Annotated in this window: 20 protein-coding genes; 16 read left to right on the top strand and 4 right to left on the bottom strand. The window is 38.5% G+C overall.

Going from position 1 to position 16175, the window contains the following annotated elements:
• Window positions 1-119: 119 nt before the first annotated feature.
• Both BK585_RS09340 and BK585_RS09345 read left to right on the top strand, forming a co-directional pair.
• The gene (locus tag BK585_RS09340; protein WP_245805806.1) at window positions 120-1028 is read left to right on the top strand and encodes a superoxide dismutase; all 909 of its coding nucleotides are present in this window, start codon (window positions 120-122) and stop codon (window positions 1026-1028) included.
• A 157-nt stretch (window positions 1029-1185) separates the two neighbouring features.
• Complete coding sequence (locus tag BK585_RS09345; RefSeq protein ID WP_078553185.1) at window positions 1186-1305, top strand: DUF4023 domain-containing protein; 120 nt, start codon at window positions 1186-1188, stop codon at window positions 1303-1305.
• A gap of 124 nt (window positions 1306-1429) precedes the next feature.
• Here the strand turns inward: BK585_RS09345 and BK585_RS09350 are convergent, their stop codons facing one another.
• The 3 genes from BK585_RS09350 to BK585_RS09360 form a co-directional block, all read right to left on the bottom strand.
• Window positions 1430-3004 (bottom strand): alkaline phosphatase family protein, encoded by a 1575-nt coding sequence (locus tag BK585_RS09350; RefSeq protein ID WP_078553186.1) that lies wholly within the window; start codon window positions 3002-3004, stop codon window positions 1430-1432.
• A gap of 18 nt (window positions 3005-3022) precedes the next feature.
• Window positions 3023-3703, bottom strand: coding sequence for a YetF domain-containing protein (locus BK585_RS09355; protein WP_245805807.1), 681 nt, complete (start codon window positions 3701-3703; stop codon window positions 3023-3025).
• A gap of 157 nt (window positions 3704-3860) precedes the next feature.
• Window positions 3861-4376, bottom strand: a complete 516-nt coding sequence (locus tag BK585_RS09360; protein WP_078553188.1) for a hypothetical protein — start codon at window positions 4374-4376, stop codon at window positions 3861-3863.
• Between the two features lie 93 nt (window positions 4377-4469).
• Here BK585_RS09360 and BK585_RS09365 point away from each other — a divergent pair, with 93 nt between their 5' ends.
• The 7 genes from BK585_RS09365 to BK585_RS09395 all read left to right on the top strand — a co-directional run bounded on the left by BK585_RS09365 (window position 4470) and on the right by BK585_RS09395 (window position 8212).
• Window positions 4470-4676 carry a DUF1657 domain-containing protein gene (locus BK585_RS09365; RefSeq protein WP_078553189.1) on the top strand — a complete coding sequence of 69 codons (207 nt, stop codon included), beginning with the start codon at window positions 4470-4472 and terminating at the stop codon, window positions 4674-4676.
• A gap of 137 nt (window positions 4677-4813) precedes the next feature.
• The gene (locus tag BK585_RS09370; RefSeq protein WP_078553190.1) at window positions 4814-5242 is read left to right on the top strand and encodes a hypothetical protein; all 429 of its coding nucleotides are present in this window, start codon (window positions 4814-4816) and stop codon (window positions 5240-5242) included.
• A 22-nt stretch (window positions 5243-5264) separates the two neighbouring features.
• The gene (spoVAC, locus tag BK585_RS09375; protein ID WP_078553191.1) at window positions 5265-5744 is read left to right on the top strand and encodes a stage V sporulation protein AC; all 480 of its coding nucleotides are present in this window, start codon (window positions 5265-5267) and stop codon (window positions 5742-5744) included.
• Complete coding sequence (gene spoVAD, locus BK585_RS09380) at window positions 5744-6760, top strand: stage V sporulation protein AD (RefSeq protein ID WP_078553192.1); 1017 nt, start codon at window positions 5744-5746, stop codon at window positions 6758-6760. The genes spoVAC and spoVAD overlap by 1 nt, the downstream gene beginning before the upstream one ends.
• Window positions 6757-7107 (top strand): stage V sporulation protein AE, encoded by a 351-nt coding sequence (spoVAE, locus tag BK585_RS09385; RefSeq protein ID WP_078553193.1) that lies wholly within the window; start codon window positions 6757-6759, stop codon window positions 7105-7107. Before spoVAD ends, spoVAE begins: the two co-directional genes overlap by 4 nt.
• A gap of 13 nt (window positions 7108-7120) precedes the next feature.
• Window positions 7121-7327 carry a DUF1657 domain-containing protein gene (locus BK585_RS09390; RefSeq protein WP_078553194.1) on the top strand — a complete coding sequence of 69 codons (207 nt, stop codon included), beginning with the start codon at window positions 7121-7123 and terminating at the stop codon, window positions 7325-7327.
• A 27-nt stretch (window positions 7328-7354) separates the two neighbouring features.
• Window positions 7355-8212, top strand: coding sequence for a DUF421 domain-containing protein (locus BK585_RS09395; RefSeq protein ID WP_078553195.1), 858 nt, complete (start codon window positions 7355-7357; stop codon window positions 8210-8212).
• 383 nt (window positions 8213-8595) lie between these two features.
• Here the strand turns inward: BK585_RS09395 and BK585_RS09400 are convergent, their stop codons facing one another.
• Complete coding sequence (locus tag BK585_RS09400; protein WP_078553196.1) at window positions 8596-9315, bottom strand: DUF421 domain-containing protein; 720 nt, start codon at window positions 9313-9315, stop codon at window positions 8596-8598.
• A 131-nt stretch (window positions 9316-9446) separates the two neighbouring features.
• Here BK585_RS09400 and BK585_RS09405 point away from each other — a divergent pair, with 131 nt between their 5' ends.
• From BK585_RS09405 to ccsB, 7 genes are all read left to right on the top strand, one after another.
• On the top strand, window positions 9447-10607 hold the full coding sequence (locus BK585_RS09405) for a D-alanyl-D-alanine carboxypeptidase family protein (RefSeq protein ID WP_078553197.1): 1161 nt from the start codon (window positions 9447-9449) through the stop codon (window positions 10605-10607).
• On the top strand, window positions 10600-11193 hold the full coding sequence (locus BK585_RS09410; RefSeq protein ID WP_078553198.1) for a nucleoside recognition domain-containing protein: 594 nt from the start codon (window positions 10600-10602) through the stop codon (window positions 11191-11193). Before BK585_RS09405 ends, BK585_RS09410 begins: the two co-directional genes overlap by 8 nt.
• A 2-nt stretch (window positions 11194-11195) precedes the next feature.
• On the top strand, window positions 11196-11726 hold the full coding sequence (locus BK585_RS09415; RefSeq protein ID WP_078553199.1) for a spore maturation protein: 531 nt from the start codon (window positions 11196-11198) through the stop codon (window positions 11724-11726).
• A gap of 232 nt (window positions 11727-11958) precedes the next feature.
• Window positions 11959-12678: a pseudouridine synthase gene (locus BK585_RS09420; RefSeq protein ID WP_078553200.1), complete on the top strand. Its 720-nt coding sequence runs from the start codon at window positions 11959-11961 to the stop codon at window positions 12676-12678.
• Between the two features lie 107 nt (window positions 12679-12785).
• Window positions 12786-13313: a thiol-disulfide oxidoreductase ResA gene (gene resA / locus BK585_RS09425; RefSeq protein ID WP_078553201.1), complete on the top strand. Its 528-nt coding sequence runs from the start codon at window positions 12786-12788 to the stop codon at window positions 13311-13313.
• A gap of 12 nt (window positions 13314-13325) precedes the next feature.
• Window positions 13326-14951, top strand: a complete 1626-nt coding sequence (resB, locus tag BK585_RS09430; RefSeq protein WP_078553202.1) for a cytochrome c biogenesis protein ResB — start codon at window positions 13326-13328, stop codon at window positions 14949-14951.
• Between the two features lie 15 nt (window positions 14952-14966).
• Window positions 14967-16151 (top strand): c-type cytochrome biogenesis protein CcsB, encoded by a 1185-nt coding sequence (gene ccsB, locus BK585_RS09435; RefSeq protein WP_078553203.1) that lies wholly within the window; start codon window positions 14967-14969, stop codon window positions 16149-16151.
• The last annotated feature ends 24 nt before the right edge of the window (window positions 16152-16175 follow it).

Raw genomic sequence — 16175 nt, forward strand, 5'->3', positions numbered from 1 at the left:
AGACCTCCTTAATTTTACTCGTTGTTATCCTATGTAAACAGAGCCCAAATGTGACAAATGCACAGCATAATCAAAATTGCATATAGTAGACTGATTAAGGTTAACAAGGAGGAAATCGAGTGGAAGGATACGGACAACAGTTACAAGCATGGGTACAGCAAGTAAACGTGTTGTGGGATGAACAAAAAGCAGAGTTGGAACAAAGAGTAGGAGAAGAAGCCACGCGTGAGTTTGAACTTGCATTAGTGCAGTTAACAGAAAAAGTAAACTCGGATGACAGGGGCCAAGTTGAGGAAGAACTCTTTGAATCAGCTCATACTCTTTATCACAAATGGCAAGAAATGACCGAGGAAAACCGTAAAGAAATCAAATCAATGCTCGGCATCAGTGGAGGAAAGGGACCTGTTACAATAGGAGGTCATACGTTACCACCACTCCCTTATGATTATGCGGCATTAGAGCCTTATATTGAAAAAGAAATTATGCAGTTACATCATACTAAACATCACCAAAGCTATGTAGATGGCTTAAATAAAGCTGAAAAAGAGCTTCAAAAAGCTCGTAAAACAGGAAACTTTGACCTCGTAAAACATTGGGAGAGGGAGCTTGCATTTCACGGAGCGGGTCATTATTTGCATACAATTTTTTGGAATGTCATGAGCCCAAGAGGTGGCGGGGAACCTAAAGGTGACATTGCGGATTACATTAAACGCGATTTTGGTTCATTCGATCAATTTAAGAAACACTTCTCCGAAGCAGCAAAAAATGTTGAAGCAGTAGGCTGGGCCATATTAGTATGGGCTCCTCGTTCACACCGTCTTGAAATCCTGACAGCCGAAAAACATCAAAATTTAAGTCAATGGGATGTCATCCCTTTATTGCCACTTGATGTGTGGGAACATGCGTACTATTTACAATATAAAAATGAACGAGCGGAATACGTAAAAAATTGGTGGAATGTCGTGAATTGGCCACATGTCAATGAACGATTCCAACAAGCAAGTAGAATAATGTGGACTCCTTATTAATCAACTATAATAACATTAAGAAGATGCGACAAAAGGTAGAGGGCACTGAAAAAGTTTTTAACTTTTTCAGTGGCTTCCAAAAGATAATCTTAGTCCCACCACATATACATAAAGCTATTTTTGTAGGAAAACATAAAGGAGGAGGAGGGATAATCATATGGACAATACCCATGAGTTTGTAGAACAGTTACATGATAAACAAAAAAAGGACGAGCAAAACCGTAAGCGTCAAGGACACGGAAAGCCTAGTAAAAAGCTTCCGAACAAACAACATTAAAAAGCCGCCATCTTGGCGGTTTTTTTGTTAAGTAAATTCAGTGAAAGGGAAAACTCCTGTCCATTTGATAACGAACAGGAGCTTCAATGAAATTTTCAGCGCTATTTTGTACTTGATAGGAATGTTAGTTTCCTTCCATAATATCAATAATATATTGTTTTAAATCCTTCATTCGTATATCCTCTAGCGTTTTATCTGTCCCAGCTATTACGATGGCAGCTAGTGTATCGTTTTTATGGACTCCACCATGTTCACCACCATCGACATGTAAAGGGGCTCCTTCAGATTTAAAGGTATGTCCTGGTTTAGCGGCAAGAATGATCGAAGCCGGTTCATGACTAGTGTGAGCACTATACAATTGATTTAATACATCAGGATAATCGACATACTTTATTTCCTGGTTGTCTTGGTCCATTTGTAAAGTAACGATGTCTTCATTACCTTCCCATTCCCATGACTGGTCGTAACGGTCCGTCCATTCATCTCCTGGTTTAAAACGGAAATCATCTTGATAGTCTGGTGAAATGACATGAATCCAGTTTCCATCTTTCCAAGAGGCAAGGGCGATACGACTATCAATTACTGCTGTTTCCGCAAGTTCAGGAATGTATTCTTCAAAACCAAAAGGATAGACATAGGACATTCGGTGATTATTGGCAAAAGCAAGTTGACCATCTGTTAACGATTCAGTTAATGGTGTTATTGGGTAATCAGCATATATTCTATCTAAATCTATGGCCATTTCATCTTCATTATCGATTAGCTTATCTTGGCCGTGGTCTCCAATGATAATAAATACGTTCTCTTCAAGGGCTTGTTCCCAACTTGGATAACTATTTAAAATGTCTTGAAACAAATGCTCAGCTTTTTCAAAGCCAACCCGGTAATGTGGACTCTTCCTGTGAGCTTCTTTATCAAAGTTTGGTAAAAATACAGTCAGAAAGTCAGGTTGTTCCCCTTGTTTTATTAACTCAGAAACAACTTCTACGGAGAACTCATCGTTTAGTCCAAAAGCAGAAAATATAGAATCAGGAAGCTTTTTATCCTTAATTACTTTCGGTTTAACGGCACTTCCAAAAGCAAGCAAGTCAGGTCCCTTCGTTTGTAATGACCCATGCACTTCCATCCATTGATCGAGAACGGTTGGTAGTGTCATTCTATGAGTTGTATTGCCTCGATATAATAAAAAATTCACTGAACCTGTTGTATAATTGCGGTTTTGTAGTTCTTCAAAGATGGTTGTGGACTGCTCGCTTAGATGGGTATTGTTTAAATGATATAAAGAATCAATTAACGTTTGCTTCGTTCCTAGTTTTGCTACTTTTTCAAGTGTAGACCCGTAATCGACAATTCGATTTTCGTCTTGTTTATACCAAACTAATCCAGGAATACCATGTTGGTGGGGCATTTCCCCTGTAATTAACGTACTTTCAATAACAACTGACATAGAGGGGAATGGGGTAACAAGATCTTTGTAATATTGTCCATTGTTTATTAGAAACTCAAGAGCAGGGATATTTCCTTTTTCCATACTATTATCAACAAGGGAGCCCATCATCGAATCAATCATGACGAGTACTACTTTTTTTTGAGGGTCTTTATCATTTTTTTCTATTTGTTGAATGGAAGCACCATCTTCATTGTTTCCTCCGCAACCTACTAACAGAGCTATCATGATAATACAAATCATAAACCTCATACGACCACTCCTTCGTTATTAGTATGTAGAAAGAAATAAGTCATCACCTTCAAGCCATTCAGCCAGCAGTACATCCTTTGTTCGGTTGATTCCATGATTACGTAACTGTTGAGATAACCACTCTTGATTAAATCCAGCTTCCTGTAAGTTATCATATAAGATTTGACCATCTGTAATTAAAGTAATAGGCATGAATACAGGTTTGGCTTCAATATTTATGTCTTTTTTGGTAGGCGGCTCATATTGAGCTTTTTTAATAATACTAATAGCCCCTGTAGGTTCAAGGATTGCATACTCGACTACACGGATTGAAAAAACATCTTTTTGCCGTAATAAGTGTTGGAGCTGGTTTAAATCCAATCGATTTTTCTTGAGTTGTTGGTAATCAATTTTACCCTTTCTGATGACCACTGCTGGATTTCCTTCTAGAATATTTCGGCTTTTCTTGTATTTTTGGGTAACCATTTCAATCGTATAGATTAATGTACCCCAAATGGTAATCGCATATAACACATAATGAATGCCAATTTCTTTATCATAAATTGCATTCCCAACCAACTCTCCTAGAATAAGAGCTGAAATAAAATCAAACGGAGTTAATTGGGTAATTTGAGTTTTCCCCAATACTTTTGTCATCCCGAGTAAAGCAAAAAAACCAACAACGAGTTCTAATGATAAAGCAAAAAAGTTGGTGTTCACACTAATATCTCCTAAAAAAGAATAACTTCCTTCTTTTACTATTTGCATGACTTTCCATTTTTAATCAGAGAAAGCCACTAAAAAAGGATAAATCAACTTTTACAGTGGCTTTTTACTTTTATTTTCAATGGCTTTTCTTAGAGTTGGATCTAGCTTTTTAATACCTTTCTCTCATTTTCACAAGGAGATTATCAAGGTCTTTAACAACTTGCCTTGAGGAAGATATCAACAATCCTGCTTCGCTTTGGATATCATCTGGAACGCCACGAAATACTTTTTTTAGGTCTCCGTTAGCTGTCGTCCAATGCCGTTCTAAATAATCTTGATAGATGCGCCAGTAGTAATAAATCGCTTCAATTTCGTTTACAGAAAAAGCAGAGCTTAGCTCTTTATCAGTTAATCCACTATCTTTTGGGGCTTGTTCGATATAAAAGGGCTTAATGGCTTTTGTCTGTTCATAAACAGCATCACGTAGTGAAAAGGCTCGTACAAAAACATAATTCCGCCTTTGTTCAATGATTTCCGATGTATCTATCGTAGTCGCATTTGCAGCGATTTGGTCCTTTAAGTCAAGAGTAAGAAGGGTTAATTTTCTTAAGTGTTTGAGTCCAATAAAACCAATACAACATAAAAGGATTACTACGAATAAAATCGTAAAAGTTAACCAGTCCATTTTGACACCTCGATTTTCCATTATTTGTATCTTTAAAATTATATAAAGAATGCATCCTATATATGAACTTAAAACAAGAAAGGGGTAATTATCGTGACTGTAGCAACTCAAGTTCAACAAACATTAGCAGGATTAAAAAGTGCCCAGGCCAGCTTAGAAACGTTTGCACTTCAAACACAAAATCAACAAGCTAAACAAATGTACCAGAATTTAGCTCAACAAACGCAGGGGATTGTAGATACCCTTGAACCAAGGTTACAAGAAATTCAACAAGAAGAACCTCAATACAGACAACAGTAAAACAAATTTAGGCTGATGGCAACGTGGAGTCATTAGCCATTTTTAAAAAGATAGAGCAACTATGGTCTATTACATAAAAAGCAACTCGATTTACCATACTATCGATAATAAATTTTTACAAAAGGAAGTGGGAAGTCATGAGATACCTTCTTGTCTTACTGGTGTCAGTGGCCACCTTAACTGCTTGTGGTTTTGGGACACAACAAACCACACCTCCTCTTCAACTAGGGGATGAGGCCATTGTTAATCAAAAGATGGCTGATGAAGCCAAAAAAATCATACTCTCGATGGATGAAGTGATTGAGGTTGTGGGTGTAAGCCACAAGGATAACATTTATATTGCGCCAACTGTAACCCATTTTAACAGATTACGTTTAGAAACGATTCGGAAAACTGGTTTTAACAAAATTAAAAAAAGATACCCGGACGCAACAGTATTTCTGACGACAGATAAGAAATTAGTGATGGAATTAGATAAATTAGAACAGGATTTAAAAGCGCAACAAATCAGTGAGGAAACGTTAGAAAAAAGGTTAACTAAGATAGAAGATGATATGAAAGGATAACTACATGAATTGAGGGATGATGATGTCAGACCAAAAAAAGAAAAACTTAACTCCCGTTCAGCAGGAATACCAAAAGCTTGCTAGTGAAAGGGAATTTAAAAGACCAGTTTTTAAAAATTGTATTCGTGCTTTTTTTATTGGTGGATTGATTTGCTTACTAGGTCAGTTTGTACAAACAGGCTTTATTCATTATTTTGAATTTACAGAAAGAACAGCAGGAAATCCTACGGTTGCAGTCATGATTTTTATAGCTGTTTTATTAACGGGGTTTGGTGTATATGACAGGATTGCACAATTTGCAGGAGCGGGAACAGCTGTCCCTGTTACAGGATTTGCGAACTCAGTCGCAAGTGCAGCAATTGAACACCGAACAGAAGGATATGTATTAGGTGTTGGTGGCAATATGTTTAAATTAGCGGGTTCGGTTATTGTTTTTGGAACGTTTGCCGCATTCGTTATAGCACTAATTAAAACGATTTTAATCCAATGGGGGGGACTATAATGCTTGTAGGTCATCGTTCATGGAGGTTTGACAAAAAGCCTGTCATTATTTCAACAGGTACAGTTGGTGGACCTTTTGAAGCAGACGGTAAAATACCAGAAGACTTTGATAAGCTTCATGACGACCTTTGGCTCGGCCAAGATTCCTATGAAAAGGCTCATAAGGTGTTATTAGAGGAAGCTTGCAGTGAAGCCATTGACAAAGCGATGATTACAAAAGAACAAGTCCAGTTCATGCTTGCTGGGGATTTAGTCAATCAAATCACTCCAAGTAGTTTTGCTAGTCGCACGTTAGGGATTCCGTATCTAGGTTTGTTTGGTGCTTGTTCTACTTCTATGGAGGGACTTGCCCTGTCAGCTTTTATTATTAATGCCGGTGGGGCTGATTATATATTGACGGGTTCATCGAGTCACAATTCGGCTATTGAAAAACAATTTCGCTACCCGACTGAATATGGTGGACAAAAACCGCCAACAGCTCAATGGACAGTAACAGGTGCAGGTGTAGGTCTCTTAGCGAAACAGGGAAACGGTCCAGTCGTAACATCGGCGACAATAGGAAGAGTAGTCGACATGGGCTTAAGTGACCCTTTTAATATGGGAGGAGCAATGGCTCCAGCCGCAGTAGACACAATTGAAGCTCATTTTCGAGACTTACAAATTGACCCCTCTCACTATGATTTAATTGCTACTGGCGATTTGGGACAAGTAGGTCATACGATAGCAAATGATTTATTGGTAAAGCATGGACTGAAGTTAGAGAAAGAGCAATTTCAAGATTGTGGATTAATGATTTATAAAGAAGACCAACCGGTATTTGCTGGGGCAAGTGGCTCAGGTTGCTCAGCTGCTGTGACGTATGGTCATTTATTAAATCGAATGAAAAAAGGTGAAATAAAAAGAATGTTAATCGTCGCAACAGGAGCCCTTTTGTCTCCTTTATCGTTTCAGCAAAAAGAAACGATTCCTTGTATCGCTCATGCGGTGTCTATTGAAGCTGGAGGTGGTTTAACATGATATTTTTTTGGGCATTTGTCGTGGGTGGAATTATTTGTGTGATTGGACAAGTGTTAATGGATGTGGTGAAACTAACCCCTGCTCATACAATGAGTACCCTAGTTGTATCAGGGGCGGTCCTTGATGGATTAGGAGTATATGAACCACTTATTGATTTTGCTGGGGCAGGGGCAACGGTACCAATTACGAGCTTTGGTAATGCTTTAGTCCACGGGGCAATGGCTGAGGCAGAAAGACATGGAATTGTTGGTGTATTAACAGGAATATTTGAAGTGACAAGCGCAGGTATTTCGGCAGCGATTATTTTTGGTTTCATTGCATCGTTAATCTTTAGACCAAAGGGATAAGAGGTGAAAGGGAATGACAGTTGCTTCACAGGTCAAACAATGCTTATCAACCTTAAAGGGGATTGAAGCGACATTAGATACATTTTCGTTAGAGGCTAAAAATGAGGAGACACGAAAAGTTTTTCATGAGACGTGTTTGCTAACGCGGAGAGTTATTGCTGATATCGAAGTGAGAACTGGGGAGTTAGAAAGAGAAGAGCCCCAGTATAAAGGATTTTAACGTTTACTAGAGGAAAGAGGTGATTATGTGCCAGGTTGGTTAGAAGTCGTAATAAGAGCATCAGTTGGTGTGATTATAGTACTTTTTGCGTCAAAAGTATTAGTAAGAAAACCGGTGTCCCATCTAACCTATTTTGAATGGATTTCAATGGCTGCGGTGGCCATTATTGTTGCAATAGGCTCATTTCAACTAACAATTCCTCCTGCTTTTATTATTTTATCTTTAGTGGTTTGGATCCTTGTTCCTTATTTTATTGATGTCCTGTCGATGAAGAGTCAAACGTTTAGAAACATGGTAAGAGGAAAAGGGATACCATTTATTAAAGACGGAAAAGTACTCGAGGATAACTTAAAAAAACAACGCTATTCATCTGATGAACTATTATCCCAGCTCCGTTCAAAACAAGTATTTAAAGTAGCTGATGTGGAATTTGCCATACTAGAACCGAGTGGCGATATAAATGTTCTTTTAAAAAAGGATTATCAACCGTTAACAGCGAGCGATATGCAAATTCCAGTTGCTCCCATTAAAGAGCCTGAAACGGTTGTTATGGATGGAAAAATCCTTGATGAGCCACTTTCAACATTAGGATTTAACAGGAGATGGCTTGAACAAAAGCTTGAAAAGATGGGCGTGGCCATTGAAAATGTTTACCTGGGCCAGATCGATTCGTTTGGAGAAGTAACGGTCGATTTATTTGATGATAAGATTAAAGTACCACAGCCTGTTGAGAAACCTTTGCTGTTAGCTCAAATTAAAAAATGTCAAGCGGATTTAGAGGCGTTTGCCTTACAAACCGATAACGGGCAAGCTAAAAAAATGTATGAGCGCAATTCAAAGGAAATGCAGCAAGTGTTAACTAAAATAAAACCGTATCTAAAATGATAAAAAACTAGAAAAAGGCGATTTTCCTTTTTCTAGTTTTTTTAGCAAGTGCGGAGGAGAGGCTGGTTATTTAGCTCGGTAGCGCTTTTACTAACGAGCGTGCCTCACTGAAGCCTTGCACTATAATCAAAAAGGCGATTTTCCTTTTTCTAGTTTTTTTAGCAAGTGCGGAGGAGAGGCTGGTTATTTAGCTCGGTAGCGCTTTTACTAACGAGCGTGCCTCACTGAAGCCTTGCACTATAATCAAAAAGGCGATTTTCCTTTTTCTAGTTTTTTTAGCAAGTGCGGAGGAGAGGCTGGTTATTTAGCTCGGTAGCGCTTTTACTAACGAGCGTGCCTCACTGAAGCCTTGCACTATAATCAAAAAGGCGATTTTTCTTTTTCTAGTTTTTTAGTTTTGGGGTGGGCTGTGGTTGGGTTTTGAGTGAGATGTGTAATTTTTTTTCTCGTGACAGGGAGGCGAAGAAAACGTTATTGATGTCAGAAACTCCACTTTTTTGTAACTCGGAGACCAGCCATTTTCGATTTAACTGAAAGTCATACAATACATCATCATAAATAATTCCTTCTAAGATAATTGGATAGGATATGCCGCTAGTCTTTTTCACTAACCCCACATCTTCGATAGTGACATTCGTTTTTTGTTTTTTCTTCATAACACTCAATTTACCGTTCGCTTCTACAATGGCTAAGTCTATTTCGCTAATATCAAAGACGTTTTTTTCTCGGACCATTTGCAAAATATTATCGATTGAATATTGAATCCTTTTCATGTTTTCTTGTAATAATTGTCCATTTTGAATGACTATGGTCGGTTCAAACGTTAGTACTTTACCGATTTTTCGATTTGATATGATAAGTTTAGAGACAAGTTTTTGTAATAACGCAATGGCTGCGATCGAAAAGACAGTATAGATGTGACTTACTGAGGGATCTGCTATATCAGCACCAACGACATTCGTTAACGTAACAATGACGAGGAAATCAAAGATGGGCAACTCTCCAATTGAACGTTTACCCATATATAGTGAGAAAAGGAGAAACAGTGGAAAAATAACGATAATTCTACTGAGAACTAATACTAAATCCATTACTGTAGTCAACTACTTTACCTCCAATTGTTTGGGAATCATTGGTCATTTTAGAGTAACCTGAAATTCCTATAACAATTCATTCATATGAGTACAAGTTGTGCATACACTTGTACAAATAACTTCTAATGGGCGGGGATCGAATGACGACTACAATCAAAAAACAAACTTCTATTTTATTAATTATCATTTTATTTTTAGGTACCTTTGTAGGTTCTACTAAAACAGATGCAGTAGGCGTATCAGCCCAGGCCGCTATTTTAATAGAACAATCTTCTGGTAGAGTACTTTATGCTAAAAACGAGCATGCTCAGTTAAGGATTGCGAGTATTACTAAAATTATGACTGCTATTTTAGCAGTTGAATCTGGCATGTTAGAAGATACAGTAACCGTATCAAATAATGCATCAGGAACAGAGGGCTCTTCGCTTTATCTAAAACCAGGTGAAAAAATAAAACTTAAGGATTTAGTCTATGGATTAATGCTACGCTCTGGTAACGATTCTGCAGTGGCTATCGCAGAGCATGTAGGTGGAAGCCTTGACGGATTCATTTATATGATGAATGAAAAAGCAGAAGAAATCGGAATGACACGTACGGTGTTTAATAATCCACATGGGCTAGATGACCATGAGGACCATTATTCAACAGCTTATGATATGGCATTACTAACTCAATATGCAATGAAGAATGAAGTTTACCGTGAAATAGCTGGAACAGAAACTTACCGTGCTCCGCAAGAAGGAGAGAAATGGGACCGTGTGTGGCAAAATAAAAACCGACTATTAACACAGCTCTATAAATATTGTACTGGCGGGAAGACTGGTTATACCAAACGAGCAAAGCGAACGTTAGTCACGACTGCTACAAAGGATGACCTTGATTTAATTGCTGTTACACTTAATGCTCCTAGTGATTGGCATGACCATATGAATATGTATAATTGGGCATTTGATGCATTCTCTCTTGAAATGCTAGTAGAAGAAGGAACAATTAAAGGAATTAAAGATGAGTTCTATAAAGAAAAAGTGTATGCTCCATATGCCTTTACATACCCGGTAACTGGTGAAGAACGAGATGCTATAAAAACAGAAATTACATTGTATCGACCACCAAAAGATCAAGAGTGGGAAGGCGGCGCCATTCCTTCACCTGTAGGTAAGTATACGATTGAAATCAAAGGGAACCTAATTGGTGAAGTTCCAATCTTTTACGATGCTCCGGAAGTAGAAGAAAAGCAGGGTTTTTGGTCTAAGTTTAAAGATATGTTTTTTATCACGATTGGAGTGAGACCTTATGATTAACGTCATATGGGTTGGCATGATTGTGATTGGCATTATTTTTGCAGGAATTAACGGTACAATGGAGGACGTAAACGAAGCTATTTTTGCAGGAGCAAAAGATGCGGTTACGATATGTTTCGGGCTTATAAGTGTCCTTGTATTTTGGTTAGGGATGATGAGAATCGCTCAAGATGCTGGATTACTAGATAAATTATCGAGGCTACTTCGTCCGATTGGAAAAAGACTTTTTCCCGAAGTTCCTCCTGACCACCCAGCTATGGGATATATCTTATCTAACATGTCTGCAAATATGTTTGGTTTAGGTAACGCGGCAACACCAATGGGGATAAAAGCAATGCATGAATTAAAGAGTTTAAATGGTGGAAGTGATGCGGCGAGTAGGTCGATGATTACATTACTAGCTATTAATACAGCGAGCATTACATTAATTCCTACTACAGTAATATCGATTCGTATGAGTTACGATTCAGTTGCTCCTACTGAAATTGTAGGTACAACGATTATTGCAACAGCATGTTCAACAATTGGTGCGATTTTGATAGATAGATTCTTTTATTACCGCCGTTTGCGGAAAGGGAGGAGTTAGCAATGGGATGGATTACTATCATCTCCATATGGATCATCCCGATGCTAATTGGTTTTATCCTATTATATGGAACATACAAACGAGTCCCGACATATGAAACGTTTGTAGAAGGCGCGAAGGAAGGGTTCTCGATGGCGATTTCTATCATTCCCTATTTAGTTGGCATGATGGTTGGTATTGCAGTTTTTCGGGCCTCAGGGGCCATGGATTTTTTAATTGAATTAATGAAACCATCGCTGCTAGCAATAGGAGTACCGAGCGAGATTGTACCACTCGCTCTAATTCGCCCAATTTCTGGGACAGGCGCTCTTGGGATGACCTCTGATTTAATAGCTACCTATGGACCTGATTCATTTATTGGGAGATTAGCTTCAACGATGCAAGGAAGTACAGACACCACACTGTACGTTTTAACGGTATACTTCGGTGCTGTTGGAATTAAAAAGATGGGGGATGCCTTAAAAGTCGGTCTTCTCGCAGATATTGTCGGAATCATTGCAGCTATCGTTATTGTAACTCTTGTTTTTGGATAAACTACTATATATGAGAAAAAAGAAGCCAACCTAGGCTTCTTTTTAGTTTGTAGAAGGGGAATTGCAAAACTAGGAAGACAAGGGCTTAGCGCACGGCCCCTATAGGAAAAGAGATAGCGCTTTTCCTAACCTTATGTTAAAGCAGTGGCTTAGCACCTTGTTTAGAAGAAAGCGTAGCATTCTTCTTGTGAATTTAAATGGACAAGAGTATGATGAATGATGAGGTGAGACGATGGAACGTTTACAAAAAGTAATTGCCCATGCGGGAGTTGCTTCTAGACGAAAAGCAGAGGAATTAATACTTGAAGGAAAAGTAAAAGTGAACGGAGAGGTTGTTCGAGAGCTTGGTGTGAAGGTAACACCAAGAAAAGATGAAATTGAAGTAAATGGCGTGCCGATCGACAAAGAAGAGCCGGTTTATTTTTTGTTATATAAACCAACCGGTGTCATTTCTGCAGTCAAGGATGACCGTGGAAGAAAGGTCGTCACAGATTTTCTTAACGTCCCACAACGAGTATTTCCAGTTGGAAGACTAGATTATGATACTTCAGGCGTGTTACTCCTTACGAATGATGGGGAGTTGACGAATGTGCTGACACATCCAAAACATAAGGTGGATAAAGTATATATTGCCAAAGTCCAAGGGCATCCTTCGAAGGAAAAAATCGATTTACTTCGAAGAGGGATTATGCTAGAAGATGGAAAGACGGCTCCTGCAAAAGTGAAGTTTGTGTCGGGGGATAAAAAGAAAAATACAGCAATCATGCAAATCTCTATTCATGAAGGAAGAAACAGACAAGTAAGAAGAATGTTTGAGGCAATCGGGCATCCTGTTTTGAAATTAAAGCGGGAGAGATTTGCTTTTTTAGATGTCACAGGAATGTCACCAGGAGAGACAAGACCGCTAAAACCAATCGAAGTTAAACAATTAAAGGAGATAGCTGTCACATAAACGTCAAAAAGCAACGATTTACCTGATGGATTACAAAGGTATAATAAGTATTATTGAAAACTAAGTGAACATATTTGAGTTACTGTGCTAGAAAGGTGGAAAAACGTATGAAACAAAAAAGGTTACTTGTTAGATCCTCCATTTTATGTGTCATTGCAGCTGCCTTACTCTATACGTTTTACTCCAATTTCATCGCCGATAAATCAGTTGTAAAAGTGGGAGAGGAACCTGTTAACTTTATCGTAACAACTTTAGATGGTGAACAAATCGAACTTAGAGACTTACGTGGGCAAGGAGTGTTTTTAAACTTCTGGGGAACCTATTGTCCACCGTGTGAAAAGGAAATGCCATATATGGAGTCGTTATATGAAGTTTATAAAGACCAAGGCGTGGAAATTATTGCTCTCAATGTGAACGAACCAGAATTAACGGTTCAGCGTTTTGTTGACCGATTAGACCTAACCTTTCCTATTGCGCTTGATAAAGGGGATAAAATAGTTAGGGCTTATGGTATACGACCATTACCTACAACAGTTTTAATAAATCCGGATGGACTAGTAGAAAAAGTTCATTTAGGTGGAATGACAGAGGATCAAATAAGAGAATTTATGGAATTGATTAAACCAGAAGTGTAATGAGGTGTTATTATGGATAATCATAAATGCGAATGTAGTCACGTTAATCCATATGGCACGGTCATATGTGAATCTTGTGGAAAACCGTTGGGGGATGACTCCAAAGGCATTCTAAACATGCGCTATGAAGGTGTGGCGAGACGTTCACAAACGTATAACAAGACTATCATTGACAAAATATGGAATTTCTTTTCATCGGTAAAAGTGGGAATTTGGATTATTGTCATTACATTAGTTGCATCTTCGATTGGAACCATATTTCCGCAACAAATGTATATTCCAGCACATGGTCGTGCCAATCCAGCTCAATATTACGCAGACGAATACGGAATAGCAGGACAGATTTATTATCAGTTTGGCTTCCATGATTTATACGGGTCATGGTGGTATATGTTATTGATTGCGGCACTTGGTATTTCATTAATAATTGCTAGCCTTGATCGGGTTGTTCCGTTATATCGAGCATTGAAAACACAGCGAGTGACTCGACATGAACGGTTTTTAGAAAGACAACGAATTCATGGGAAGTCACAAGTTTCAAATGCGGATGAAGCGATTGAAAAAGTTAAGAAACGTCTAGTCGAGAAGAAATATAACATTACCGAAGAAAACGGAAATCTAGTAGCAGAAAAAGGTCGATTTGCTCGTTGGGGCCCTTATATTAATCATATTGGTTTAATCATCTTTCTAATCGGCTGTATGCTCAGGTATTTTCCAGGAATGTATATTGATGATTTTGTCTGGATTCGAGACGGTGAGACCGTCGTAATTCCTGGAACCGACGGACAATTCTATATAGAAAATGAACAGTTTATCGTTGAGTTATATGACGAAGATGATGAGGTGTTTGGAGAAGCGATTCAACGTTCCGGAGGACCTGTTGTAAAAACGTTTAAAACCAGAGCTGTGCTCTATGAACGACAGGGCGAAGAAACGATTGGTGCTCAAGCCGACCTTGTCGAAGTCAAACGACATAATATTGTTGTTAACGACCCTTTAAAGTTTGAAGGTTTTGCTCTTTATCAAGTAGATTATAAGTTAAATGAAATGAGTAAAATGGAGTTTAGTCTTCAGCACAAAGAGACAGACGAAACGTTTGGGACATTTGTCGTAGACTTATATGACCCTGAGAACGAATATGACCTAGGTGATGGATATAAAGTCAAGGTATTAGAGTACTTTCCAGATTATCATATTAACAATCAAGGAAACCCTAGCACTCGTTCAAAAATACCAGATAATCCGGCCTTTGTCTTTCAAATGATTACTCCGGATACTCCAGATGGGGAAATAAGTTTCATTGGAATTCAACGAAATCTCGAGCCATTTGGTGAAAACGACTATAAAATCTCGTTTCAAAACATTGACACAAAACATGTAACGGCACTTACCGTTAGGAAAGATTATACACTTGGATTTTTAATAGCTGGTGGAATTGTATTTATGGTAGGTCTAGTGCAAGGGTCATATTGGATGCATCGAAGAATTTGGATACAGCGCATTCGAGATGAAATTTGGATTGCAGGGCATACCAATAAAAACTATAATTCATTGAAAAAAGAAATTGAATACGTGGTTGAAGGCTCAGAGATTACTATGCCAATTGACCAGGTAGAAGAGGACGAAAAGAACTCCTAAGGAGGAAAAAGATTCATGGCAGCATTAAGTAGTAATTTGTTACTCACTGCTTTTTTCCTGTATTTAGCGGCAACAATTGCTTTCGCAGTTTCAGTAACAGGAAAAAAGTGGAGAAATAAACAAGGTGAGGAAGGAAACCGATGGGGCACCTTCGGATTTATCATTTCAATCACTGCGTTTTTGTTTGCAATGGGGTATTTTATCACCCGCTGGATAGTGGCAGGACATGCTCCTGTTAGTAATATGTTTGAATACACAACATTTTTAGGTATCGCAATGGGTCTAGCGTTCCTTATTATCTATGCGATATATCGTTCAAATGTTTTAGGGTTATTTACGATGCCTACAGTTATGCTCATCATTGCCTATGCATCCGTGTTCCCAAGGGAAGTGGCCCCCCTTATCCCAGCACTTCAGTCTATGTGGTTGAAAATTCACGTTATTACTGTTGCTCTAGGCCAAGGGATATTAGCCATCGGATTTGCGGCTGGACTAATCTATCTCATTCGAACAATTGATTTTAAAAAAAATAACCTTAAGACATGGTCACTGGAGTTTATCCTATACGGTTTACTAAGTACGTTTGGTTTTATATTCATCGGATATCTCTTTAGTGCAATGAATTATGAAGCTACTTTTTCGTACATTAATGAAAAAGACCAGCCAGCTGAAATGGTGTATCACCTCCCAGCATTCGTTGGTCCACATCTAGGTGAAATGCTTACTGAGGATAGAATGAATCCTATCGTTTCGATGCCAGCCTGGCTTCGAAGTGACGATTTAAATACAGTAATCTGGTCCTTGTTGACGGGGATTGTTATCTATTTGGTACTCCGGTTTATTCTGAGAAAACCGATTGGAGGAGCTATCCAACCGTTATTGAAAAATGTAAGCCCACAGGCAGTTGATGAGTTAAGTTATCGTGCAATTGCTATTGGATTCCCTGTCTTTACGTTAGGCGGACTCATATTTGCAATGATTTGGGCCCAAATTGCTTGGACACGTTTTTGGGGTTGGGACCCAAAAGAAGTATGGGCATTAATTACGTTTTTATTCTATGCGGCATATTTACATTTACGCTTATCGCGTGGGTGGCATGGAGAAAAATCGGCATGGTTATGTGTCATTGGTTTTGCAATTATCATGTTCAACTTGATTTTTGTAAATCTTGTCATTGCCGGGCTTCATTCTTACGCTTAATAAAGCACCCTCACTTTTGTGAGG

It is taken from the genome of Bacillus alkalicellulosilyticus (assembly GCF_002019795.1).
Classification (GTDB): Bacteria; Bacillota; Bacilli; order Bacillales; family Bacillaceae_F; genus Bacillus_AO; species Bacillus_AO alkalicellulosilyticum.